The 12,107-nt window shown below is 58.5% G+C and carries 6 protein-coding genes and 1 pseudogene; 4 read left to right on the forward strand and 3 right to left on the reverse strand.

Going from position 1 to position 12,107, the window contains the following annotated elements:
• Positions 1-358: 358 nt before the first annotated feature.
• Complete coding sequence (locus GOX01_RS11445; RefSeq protein ID WP_062268934.1) at positions 359-3,343, forward strand: TrlF family AAA-like ATPase; 2,985 nt, start codon at positions 359-361, stop codon at positions 3,341-3,343.
• Positions 3,344-3,741: 398 nt separating this feature from the next.
• Here the strand turns inward: GOX01_RS11445 and GOX01_RS11450 are convergent.
• A protein-coding gene (locus tag GOX01_RS11450) for an IS5 family transposase (RefSeq protein WP_196757224.1) occupies positions 3,742-4,538 on the reverse strand; the annotation gives its coding sequence in 2 pieces (ribosomal slippage) (positions 3,742-4,199 and positions 4,199-4,538; 798 coding nt in all).
• A 313-nt stretch (positions 4,539-4,851) separates the two neighbouring features.
• On the opposite strand from GOX01_RS11450, the gene GOX01_RS11455 reads away from it, so the two are divergent.
• Positions 4,852-6,129 (forward strand): hypothetical protein, encoded by a 1,278-nt coding sequence (locus GOX01_RS11455; protein ID WP_062268928.1) that lies wholly within the window; start codon positions 4,852-4,854, stop codon positions 6,127-6,129.
• 147 nt (positions 6,130-6,276) lie between these two features.
• Positions 6,277-7,557, forward strand: a complete 1,281-nt coding sequence (locus tag GOX01_RS11460) for a chloride channel protein (RefSeq protein WP_062268926.1) — start codon at positions 6,277-6,279, stop codon at positions 7,555-7,557.
• A 2-nt stretch (positions 7,558-7,559) separates the two neighbouring features.
• On the opposite strand, the gene GOX01_RS11465 is transcribed toward GOX01_RS11460, so the two are convergent.
• Positions 7,560-10,010, reverse strand: coding sequence for a heavy metal translocating P-type ATPase (locus GOX01_RS11465; RefSeq protein ID WP_081107033.1), 2,451 nt, complete (start codon positions 10,008-10,010; stop codon positions 7,560-7,562).
• A 100-nt stretch (positions 10,011-10,110) separates the two neighbouring features.
• Positions 10,111-10,287 (reverse strand): annotated as a pseudogene (locus GOX01_RS11470) (IS5/IS1182 family transposase); the annotation flags it as partial.
• Between the two features lie 211 nt (positions 10,288-10,498).
• On the opposite strand from GOX01_RS11470, the gene GOX01_RS11475 reads away from it, so the two are divergent.
• Complete coding sequence (locus GOX01_RS11475; RefSeq protein ID WP_062268692.1) at positions 10,499-11,869, forward strand: hypothetical protein; 1,371 nt, start codon at positions 10,499-10,501, stop codon at positions 11,867-11,869.
• Positions 11,870-12,107: the final 238 nt, after the last annotated feature.

The raw sequence follows: 12,107 nt of genomic DNA on the forward strand, positions 1-12,107 counted from the left end.
TTAGATGTAGGCGACTGCCGCCTGTCTGCTCCTGTTCATGATGCCTTCCTGCTAAAATGCGTTGCTCGCCGATCGTGCTTTGAACGGAGGCTTTCGCCAGAATTAATCATTCGCCCGCGCACATCTGTCGGGCAAATATTCGTCTCATTATCGACTGCTGGCTGTGTATCCACCCGCCGATCCGACAAGACGCATTCTAACCTTTCCTTTTAACCACAGAAACAGCACAGAGCGTACATCACACTACACCAGAAAAACTGCCGCGTTGTCCAGTTGTCGACTTTTATCCAGTCACATTGACTACTGCCTTCCAGCATGTTTTGAGTAATGTACAAGCCATTCGATAAATGTGGGGTTTATGCTGACGAGAGGATCTGAGTGGCGGCGATGGGAGCCACACATTCATACGCCGGGGACCGTCCTCAACAACCAGTTCGGTGGGGTTGGGGCTTGGGAGACCTACTTGTCGAACATCGAAACGTGCTCACCCACGATCGAAGCGCTAGGCGTCACCGACTATTATCTGACTGAGAACTATGAGCAGGTTCGGCTGCACAAGGATGGGGGCCGGCTGCCGAACGTCTCGTTGATTTTCCCTAATATCGAACTGCGGCTGAGCGTCGCGGCGAAGACGGGTTTCGTGAATGTGCATCTTCTGGTCAGCCCGGAAGATCGGAACCATTTGATTGAGGTCCGTTTGCTGCTGACGCGCCTTCAGTTTACGGCATTCGGGGATGTGTTCGATTGCACCCGTGAGGGGTTGATCAGGCTCGGCCGAAGGGTCGACGCCACGGCCACCGATGATCGCGCAGCGCTCGCAATCGGCGCGACACAGTTCAAGGTCGATTTCGACCAATTGCGCAAGGTATACGAGGCGAGCGAATGGGCGCAGACCAACGTACTGATCGCAGTGGCAGGCGCAGAGGGCGACGGCACTTCGGGGGTACGTCAGGCGGCCGATGCTACCATGCGGCAGGAAATCGAGAAGTTTGCGCACATCATCTTTGCGAGCAGCGTTGCGCAACGCGAGTTCTGGACGGGCCAACGCAGCGTCACCGTTGAGGAGCTAACCCGGCGATACAACGGCTGCAAGCCGTGCCTGCACGGCAGCGATGCGCATGACAATGCGACCGTTGGACAGCCGGTTCAGGATCGTTTTACGTGGATCAAGGGTGCGGTGACGTTTGATGCCTTACGGCAGGCATATATCGACCCCGCCGGACGTGCCTTTGTTGCGTCAGAGCCGCCCAAGACCGCGATGCCATCTCAGGTTATCGCCAGAGTCGAAATCGAGAATGCGCCCTGGGTATCGACACCATCGATCCCACTGAATGCCGGACTGGTAGCGATCATTGGGGCGCGCGGATCAGGCAAGACTGCACTTGCTGACATGATCGCCGCAGGCTGTGATTCCGTGCCGCCTGCGGTTTGGGAGGATGAGGGAGGTGTCAGCCCTTCATTCCTCTCGCGCGCAAAGCCACTGGTCGGAGAGGGGCGCGTCAAGCTGACGCGGGCTGCCGGTACAGTGGTGACACGGTATCTCGATGGTCGAGACGCGAACGACCCATTCTCCTATCCGAGCGCGCGGTACCTGTCGCAGCAGTTCGTAGAGGATCTTTGCTCGGCAGCAGGCGCATCCGAAGGCCTGCTTCATGAAATCGAGCGCGTCATCTTCGAGGCGCATCCGCTTGAAGGCCGGGAGGGAGCGCTCGACTTCGACGCGCTGCGCGGACATCGCACCCATCGTTTCCAACTTGCACGGGGGCGTGAAATAGAGGCGATCGGGGCAATCTCAAACCGCATCGCCGATGAACTTGAGAAGGAGGCGTTGGTTCAATCCTACGACACCCAGATCAAGCAGAAAGAGACTTTGATCGCCGGCTACAATGCCGACTTGGCCAAGTTGGTCGTGAAGGGAACGGAGCAACAGGCCGAACGGCACGCCGCGTTAAACACGGCCCTACAGGGGCGGCTTGCGGCGTCGCAGGCCTATGCTGCACAACGTCGCACCTTCGTCGCAATGCAGGACGAGGTCCGACGAACGAAGGCAACCAAGGCGCCGGAGATTCTACGCGAGGTCCAGTCGCGCTATCAAAATTCCGGGCTTTCGACGACGCAGTGGGATGAATTTCTTCTCGTCTTCAAAGGCGATGTCGATGTCTCGCTAGTGGGATATCTGGCCTGGGTAGATGGCGAGATCGCCAAGATCGAGGGCGTACCTCCCATGTCACCCCTACCGGGTGTCTCGATGCCCCCTCTGATTGAGGACGATGCGGACCTTATGGCGCAAACGGTTTCGATACTGCGCGCTGAAATGGGCAGGCTGGAAGGCCTGATCAGCGCGGACACGGTGGTGCGGAAACAATATGCAGCCTTGTCGAAGCGTATCGCATCGGAAAGCGGTGCGCTCGCGGTACTGCGCAAGGCGCTTGAAGACGCGCAAGGAGCTGGCGAGCGGAGGAAGCTGCTGCAGATCGAGCGCGAAGATGCTTATGATCGCCTGTTCAGCGCGCTGATCAGCGAGCAGCACGCGCTCGAGGACCTGTACGCGCCGCTGATGGAGCGCCTCGCGTTCGCGACCGGCACGATCCGGAAACTAAGTTTTCTGGTCACGCGGGCCGTCGATGCGAAAAGCTGGGCAGACTTCGCCGAGGAACATCTCATCGACTGTCGTCGCGCCGGCCCGTTCTATGGCCGGGGTTCGCTTGTCCGGCGCGCAGAGGCAGAACTGAAGCCGGTATGGCAGACTGGCACTGCTGCCGACGTGCGCGCGGCGGTGTCGGCGTTCATCCATAAATACTGGAAGGACCTGCTGGTACACGCGCCCTATGCGCCTACGGAGCAGGATGCATTCCGTGACTGGTCGAAGCGGTTTGCGTATTGGGTATTCGGAACCGGTCACATTTCGGTGCGTTACGAACTGGCCTATGACGGGATCGATATCCGGAAGCTGTCGCCAGGCACGCGCGGGATCGTTCTTCTCCTGCTTTATCTCGCGCTTGATGATGCGGACGACCGCCCGCTCATCATCGATCAGCCAGAGGAAAATCTCGATCCGCAATCGGTATTCGTTGAGCTGGTGTCGCTGTTCATCAACGCCAAAAGCAGTCGCCAGGTGATCATGGTGACGCATAACGCCAACCTAGTGATCAATACCGATGCAGACCAAGTGATCGTCGCACAGGCTGGGTCACATGCGGCCGGCGGGTTGCCGACCATCGAATACTCATCGGGGGGGCTGGAGGACGCCGAGATCCGTCGCAAGGTTTGTGACATACTCGAAGGCGGCGAGGACGCATTCCGCGAGCGGGCGCGGCGACTACGGGTCAGACTAAAGCGATAGTCGAGGTGGGTGAAAGCTTTCATCTTTTGGGGAGCGTTTCCCACGTGAGAGTTATACAGGATACCAAGGCCGCATTCGAGGGACGCTCGCTTCTCATGAGGCTTGCCTGTATAGGTCCGTCATACGCGACCTGTTACCTGACATAGAACGTGTCGCCTAAGAAGCGGTAAGGAACTAGTGGGCAAAGGCGCGGGACGGTAGAACAATTCGGCTTTGCACGATCGGCGCGAGGCCCAGACGTCGAAGCCTACCGGTCAGTAGCGCGTGCATGCCTATCTGGAAAGCGTCGTGGCAAAGACTGCGAAGGAGCAGCCAGCGGATTACTGATCGTAGCTGCGCGCCATTTCGCTCACTTATGAGCCAGAATTCCCTTCCTTCAAGTGACGAACTAGGGCCTGTTAGGGCTTGATCCAGTCTGCTGCGGCAGCGATGTGGATGACCGCGAGGAACGACGTTGCTGTTTTTTCGTATCTGGTTGCGACAGCGCGCCACTCCTTGAGGCGAGCCCAGAGGTTCTCGACAAGATGTCGACACCGATAGGCCCATTTTGGGCAGGCGACCGGCCCATCGCGTCGTTTCGCAGGAATGGCGGGCCGGGCTCCCATGTCCCATATCCGTTCACGAAAGGCATTCGACGCATAGCCCTTGTCCGCCACTACCCACAGGGGAGTGGCGGGAAGGCTGTCGAGCATGGCTGGTGCCAGGGGCAGTTCATGAGCCTGTCCGGGGGCCAGCGCAAAACCGAAGGCTTTTCCATGTCCATCAGCGATCACGCAGACTTTCGTGCCATAGCCGCCGCGAGAGCGGCCAAGTGCTTCACGATGGTCCCGCTCTTCGAAAGAGGCCCCTTTTTTTGGGCTCCCGCCGCCTTGTGGTGAGCCCTGATGTTCGTACCATCCAGAAAAGTCATTCCGAACGCCACTCCCTGTTGTTCCTGAACCAGTTCGAGCAGGCGTTCCCATACGCCGAGCTTCGCCCAGCGGATGAAAAGCTGCGCAGCCCGCCACCACGGACCCAGTTCAGCGGGGATGCTCCGCCATTTCGCGCCATTCTCATGACGCCAGAAAATCGCTGCTATCGTCCGCCGCAGATCATGTGGCGGCGTCTTGCCCCTCGGGCGAACCTCCTCAATCAGAGGTTCCCAGATCGCCCATGTCTCGTCCGTAAAGGTGCCTGTTCTGTCTCCTTCTTCCATCCCTACAATATGGGAAGAAATTCAAGATCTAACAGGCCCTAGAGATGGCGGCCTTGTCCCGAGAGTAGTTTATTGCCGCTCTCATGACAATGTCGGCTTTTAGGCAGCTACCATTACCACTTCGATGTCCGGCATGAAGGCGTAAGCAGTAGGTCTGCTTACGCCTTCATCTCGGTCACAAGCGGAGCTATTCGACTTTCCGGAAAGCGGACGTGAGGACCTTAACCTCGCCAAGCCTTGCGATTATCCGCATTGACGTGAGTTGCTGTTACAACCAGTGTCAAGAGCGAATATAATTGTAGTTTCTGGACTGATGACCGACCTTATTCGAGACCTCATTTTCCGCTGGCGGGCCGATTCGGCAGGCACCTATCAGAGCTGGTTTTTATGGGATGAGCGCCTCAAGAACTTCCGGTCTATTCGTCGCGGTCTGCAGCAGGTCGTTGCCGAGATTGCCGGTGGCACATTCGGGGTTGTCTATCGTGGCTCTTCGCTGGAAACGGTTGTTCATTCGATTGCTGAGCAGCGTCAGATATTCAAGGGAGCGGATCACGCTTTCTTGTGGAAGCCGAAGCTACGCATTCCCGATATCTACGAAAACTCTGCCAACCAGAAAGCATTCGGGCGGCTTCTTGATACCTGTCTGTGCTGCAATACCGAAGAGCATGTGGTCTCGGCCATTCATGCAATCGATGCCCGCAAAATAAAGGGACTGGGACCAGCCGTCGCCAATCTGCTGTATTTCCTGCATCCGACGATCATGCCGCCCTTCAATACGGCGATCGTGAACGGCTATAACGCCTTGACCGGATCAAAGGTGAAACTGGGGCGATGGGAGGAATATCTTGCCATGCGGCAGGGTATCCTGAAACTAAATGCGACCCATCGTTCGCTGCTTTCCAATGATCTGGGCGCTATCGGAGGACTGCTGTTTGATCTCGGAAGCGGACGCTATACAGCGCCGCCTCTTGAGGATGACGAAACAGCGCGAAAACTCTGGGAAGCCGATCTTCACCAGGTGAGGGAGCAGAGCGCAAAAGAGGTCCGAATCCTCGCCGCGGAGCGGGAAACGGATCACACCCATACCGAAATTCAGGGCTGGCTTCGCGATCTGGGGCATTCTCTGGGTTACGATGTCTGGATTGCGGCCAATGATCGCAGTCGCCCATGGCAGGACGGCAAGCTGGGGGACGGCTGCCTGTCGGTTTTGCCAGGCTTCACGACGGAAACGCAGGGAGCAGAATCCGTGCGTCTGATCGATGTCCTGTGGTTGGACCGGGACAGCCACAGGATTGTTGCCGCCTTTGAGGTCGAGCATTCAACGACCATCTATTCCGGCATCGTGCGGATGCTGGATCTTGCTCTCGGGTCAGAGGCGCAGGCTCTGGAGGGACTATTTCTTGTTGCACCGGATAAGAGAGAAGCCGATGTGCGGGAACAGTTGAAGCGACCGGCCTTCAGCAGGATCGCCGATCTGAAAGTCCGATATCTGCCTTATGGGGCACTGGAGAAAGATCGTGTGGCAATCGCGCGTTTTGGGCAGGGATTGAAGCCTATCCAGGCGATTTCGCATGCTTTGACACCGATCTGATGTTGTTATCGGCACAGGAGCAAAGATGCTAAACTTTTATCAGTCTCCAAGGAGAGCCCATTATAATCGTCGGGTTTGCAACGATGATAATCCGGCAAGACGGTGATGTCAGATACCACTCATAGTCAGGAAACACAGCAAGCGGTGATGATCCAGCCGCCTAGCGGCCTCACTGTGCTCTCCCTCCTGTCCATCCTGACAGGTGTCGTTGTCGGAGCAGTCTGTGGAACATTCCGGCTGTTACTGGAACATGCAGCGGGCTTGAGAACGGCGCTGGTGCTTGATGCCCCGCACCCGTTTCCCGCCGGTCTGATGATGATTGCGATCGGCAGTATAACGGCTTTCATCGCGGCCTGGATGGTCAGGCGACTGGCACCTCTGGCTTCTGGAAGCGGGATCCCTCATGTCGAGGCCGTTCTGGCCGGACTTGCAACACCTGCTTCCATCGGCCTGATCCCGGTCAAGTTCATCGGAGGATTGCTGGCCATCGGCGGGGGACTGGCGCTGGGGCGTGAGGGGCCGAGTGTGCAGATGGGCGCGACGGCCGCCAATACGATCGGTCGGCTGTTACGGCTGGGACCGGCGGATTGCCGGTCATTGCTGGCGGCTGGCGCCGGAGCTGGACTGGCGACGGCCTTCAATGCGCCGGGCGCTGGTGCGATCTTTGTTCTGGAAGAACTGGTCGGCAAATTCGAAGCGCGAACCGCCTGTTCCGCACTCGGCGCTTCCGTGTCCGCCATTCTTGTCGCCCGCGCGTTGCTGGGCGGTGATCCTGATTTCGTGGTGGCCGACAGTCCCATGGTCATCAGCGTTTCAACGCAGTTGCTGTTCTTGCTGACGGGGCTTGCGGTTGGCCTGCTCTCGGTCGTTTATAACCGGACAGTTCTGGCCACATTACGGCTGGCTGAACGGATGAATGCCAGCGTGGAAATCCGGGCTGCGGTTATTGGCGCTATCGGTGGGTTGATCGTCTGGCTTACACCTCACCTTGCCGGTGGAGGCGACTGGATCACGCAAAGCGTCATCGACGGCACGCTGATCTGGACAGTCCTGCCAGGACTGTATGTCCTGCGTCTGGTCTTTGGCTCGATTTCATATGCCGCAGCAACGCCGGGTGGCCTCTTCGCTCCCATGCTGGCTCTGGGTGCTCTGGCGGGCCTGGGCTGCGGAGATCTGGCCCATGTTCTGGCGCCCACGCTGGCGGGGCGGACCACACCCTTTGTTGTGGTCGGTATGGCGGCGATGTTTGCGGGAGCGGTACGGGCACCTTTGACCGGGATCATTCTCGTGACGGAAATGACCAATACGCCCAGCCTGCTGCTTCCGCTGCTTTCGGGCAGTTTTGCCGCGATGTTCGTGGCCGACGGCATGGGTGAAGCGCCGATTTATCAGGCATTACGCACCCGCGCCGCGGCCGAAAAACGCTAGGCTCAGTCTTTCCCCCGACCAAGCCGAAGCGCGTTGGTCACAACCGTCACGGACGACAGAGCCATGGCCGCGCCGCCGATAACCGGGGAAAGAAGAAGTCCGCAGATCGGGTAGAGCACACCGGCGGCGATTGGAATGCCGATCCCGTTGAACAGGAAAGAGAAAGCCAGGTTCTGCCGGATGTTGCGCATGGTCGCATGGGCGAGCCGCCTCGCCCGGACCAGTGCTTCCAGACTGCCATGCGCCAGAGTAATCCCGGCGCTTTCGATCGCTACGTCGGTGCCGGTTCCCATCGCGATCCCGACGGATGCGGCCGCAAGAGCTGGAGCATCGTTCACGCCATCGCCCGTCATCGCGACATGTGCGCCCTGCGCCGTCAGGTGTTTTACGATATCAGCTTTGTCCTGTGGCTTCAGACCGGCATGGACTTCCGCGATATTTCCCGCCTGCGCCGCCACAACCTTCGCCGTCGCTTCGCTGTCACCCGTGAGCATGATGATCCGCAGACCATCGGCGTGGAGCGCCGCAAGAGAGGCCCGCGTATCCGCGCGGAGAGGGTCCGCCACGGCGATCAGCCCGGCAAGCCTGCCGTCTACCGCCACAAACATCACCCCGGCTCCGGCTTCACGATGCGCCGTCGCGCTAGATTCGACAGGGGACACATCAGCGCCGGCCTGCTTCAGACACTCGGCATTGCCCACAACGACGGCATGGCCCTCAACGCTGCCGCTCACGCCCAGTCCCGGTTGGGACGCGAAATGGGTAAGAACGCCAGGCTCCCCATGGCGGTCTTTCAGGCCCTGCACGATGGCCTGCGCCAGAGGGTGCTGTGAGCGTGTCTCCACAGAGGCGGCATAACGCAGCACATCGTTTTCCGGCCAGCCATTGGCTGCCTCCACGGCGATGAGCTTCGGGTGTCCTTCCGTCAGCGTGCCGGTCTTGTCCACAACCAGCGTATCCACCCTGTCGAGCGCCTGAAGCGCTTCGGCATTGCGGACCAGAACGCCCTCACGTGCACCCCGCCCCGTGCCGACCATGATTGACATGGGCGTGGCCAGTCCAAGCGCGCAGGGACAGGCGATGATCAGCACCGAGATGGCATTCAGAAGAGCATGCCCGAAACGCGGAGCCGGTCCGACGACGTACCATACGATGAAAGTCAGCACGGAAATGGCCAGCACCAGCGGGACGAACCATCCGGCCACCCGGTCGGCTACGGCCTGAATGGGCGCGCGGCTGCGCTGGGCTGAGGCAACCATCTTCACGATCCGCGCCAGCATGGTATCGCTGCCGACGGCCTGCGCTTCGATTTCGAGGCTGCCATTGCCGTTGATCGTCCCGCCGGTCACTGTGCTGCCGATCTTTTTGGCAACGGGCGCTGGCTCTCCGGTAATCATGGCTTCGTCAACGCTGGATGTGCCGTCGAGAACCCTGCCGTCGACAGGGATCGACTCTCCCGGCAGCACCCGCAGTCGGTCTCCGACCACGACAGCGTCCACGGCTATGTCTGTCGACTGCCCGCTCTCTCCGATACGGTGAGCCTGTTTTGGTGTGAGATCCAGCAGTGCGCGGATGGCATCACCGGTGGCGGCACGTGCACGGAGCTCCAGAACCTGTCCCAGCAGAACCAGCGCAACGACCACGCCCGCCGCCTCATAATAGACCGGCAGGGCTCCGTCGGGCATCCTGAAGCTGGCCGGAAACGCCCCCGGTGCGAGCGTCGCGGCCAGACTGTAGCCAAACGCGGCACCGACGCCGAACATGATCAGCGTGAACATGTTGAAGTGACCGGTCCGCAGTGAGGCTAGCCCACGCTGGAAGAAAGGCAGCCCCGCCCAGCAGACAATCGGAGTGGTCAGCGCAAGCTGAACCCAGGGAGACCATGAGCCCGGAACAAGGTGGAGACCAACATCGCCACCCATGGCGATGAGCATCAGTGGAACGGCGAGAAACACGGAGACGATCAGGCGATGTCTGAAATCATGCAGTTCGGGGTTTTCTGTTTCTGCTCCCGTCGGCTCCTCCGGCTCCAGCGCCATGCCACAGAGCGGGCAGTTGCCTGCGTGATCCTGCCGGATCTGCGGATGCATCGGGCAGGTCCAGATCGTCCCCGGCTTGCCCTCTCCGGCGGCGGAAGGCTGTTGCGGCGCATGATGGCAGTTCATGCCCCGCATGGAGGGCACCGTCTTTTCCTGCTCTTCCTTCACAGGTTCCAGCGTCATGCCGCATTTGGGGCATGTGCCGGGATGCGCCTCCCTGATCTCGGGGTGCATGGGACACGTCCACACCATGGGAGGTGCGCTATCAGCCTTGATGAAGGCTGCGGGATTGGCCTCAAATTTCTTCTCGCAGTGTGCGCTGCAGAATGAATAGCTGTGCCCGTTATGCTCGCTCTTGAACCGGCTGGTAGCCGGATCAACCATCATGCCGCATACAGGATCGCGTATTTTCATGGGGACTGACGGGCTCGTCGGCATTGTTTCCGTCCTGACCGTGAGAGTTGAGAATTCTGGAGGCATCGGCAAGCCGCAGGAAAATGCGACGGCGTCATTTTACGATCTGATCCCGTGATGGGCGTGATCGAGTGTCTGAACAAGCATCAATAGCCTTCTCCAGTTCCCGGCGAAACACCTCAAAATCCACAGTCCGGGAAAACGCTTCGAGCTGATCGCCAAGCCCGCTCAGCCGGGCAAGCCGCTCTTCAACACCAAAAAATCCCGCCTGTTTCATCTTCCGTATCCCAATCAACGCACGAGAAATGGAATCACAGAGCAGACCTCAAAACTAGAGGGTTTTTCGAACCCTCCATCTGGCCGATCTGGTGTTTCTCGGTGCCCTTAATCGGACGGGAGAAAACCGCTATGCACGATATTCTCTTTGTCTCGGGTAAACATGGTATTTGCCGTTCCGCCGCAGGAAAATAGGGGAGGTCGTCGTATTTATGAACGCTGACAATCTGACAGGGCTTATCGGATATCTGAAACAGGATCAGTGGCAATCCTGTTTTGAAGAAGTGTTGGGTGAGCATCTGGGACCGGCTTTAGAGGCGGCGGATATCAGCTTCGAAGATCTGGGAGATATCCTAGGGCAGGGTGCGACAATGTCACTCTGGGGCTGTGCCTTCGAAGATTTCTTGGGACAGGACTGGGATAACGAAAATTTCGTTGAGGTTTATCTGAAACGACGGGGCTGGAAAGAAGGTCCACGTAAAAGCGCTTATATGCGGGGCCTCAAAGAGGCCGTCATGAGCCTGTATGAGGTTTCGCAGATCGTTCCGGGTCAAAGCATGATGGTGCGTGACCTGTTGCGGGGTGGTGATCCCGTTCTGGTGCATGAACGCTCAGCCACACAGTCCCTGAAACCCTGGGGACGCATCGCGGCACGTCTTGTTCCCGAAGATGGTAAAATGGTTTTGGCAGGAAGTCTGTTGGCGTATTCTCAGCAGGCTTGCGAAGATCTGGCTGAGAATTTACGCGAGGTTCTCAAGCGTAAGCGAGGTCAGGCTGAGTTTCCAAAGATCAAAACAGATGTGCTCCGCGATCTGGCTCCGGTCTTCACGCTGACATGGCTCTTTAGAACCATGGAAAACATGGTGAGCGCCTCCGAGCCACCCGTTCTGTTTAACGGCGATGGCGAAGACCTGGTCTTTCATGACGTGTGTTTTCCTCTCAGCAACGGAAGCACCCAGAAGAGCATTGCCGAGGTTTTGAATACGATACCCTGTTTGCAGCATGCGGCGCGCATGATCTGGAATTGGACGCGTCAGGCTGGGGACCATGTTCCTGAGGGTCATTCTAAGGCCGGAGACAGCAAAGCTCAGTTTTTGAGCACGACGTTGGATGATGGTGGTCTTGTTCTGGGGACGCTGGAACTGAAAGGCCGTCAGCTGAGATTGCAGGTCAACTCAGAAACGCGGGCTGAGCAAGGCACGGCTTTACTCCGCAATGCCTTGGGAAGTCTGATTGGATCCCCTCTGACACAGATTATGACCGCTGAGCAGGCTTTAGAAGAACAGCGGACCTCTGGCCGAGGGGAGGTGCTTGAAGACGAGATCCCGCTCGAAGAAGAGGCGGAAGTTTTGGCTGCTGTTCTGAAGCAGCATTATCGCCGTGTTCTGGATGAAGTTGTTCCGGGGCTTGGGCATGTCACGCCGCGGCAGGCTGTTAAAACAGCGGCGGGGAAGAAGAAAGTCGCGGCTTGGTTGAAGCAGATTGAAGCCACGACAGCAGGCCTGGGGCGTGAGGGGGCAGGAGCCTCTTTTAGTTTCGACTGGATGTGGGAAGAGCTGGGTATCAAGGGGCTGCGGAAGTGACAGGCACTTCTGGCCAACAACACAACCAGTCGGACCAAAGTTGTGTTTTAGGCAGCCTCTCTATGAGAGACGCGGGGCTGATTTTAGGTGGGATAGTCGCGGCGTTGTTGTGCACGCCCATGACCGGTCATGCCGCTTCGTCTCGCTGTGATCCTGTTACCTATGGTGCACGGCATGATGGCCGCACCAATGACGGTCCGGCCATTCAACGTGCCATTACAGTCTGTAGCGAAGCAGG

It is taken from the genome of Gluconobacter oxydans (genome assembly GCF_006539685.1).
Lineage (GTDB): Bacteria > Pseudomonadota > Alphaproteobacteria > Acetobacterales > Acetobacteraceae > Gluconobacter > Gluconobacter oxydans.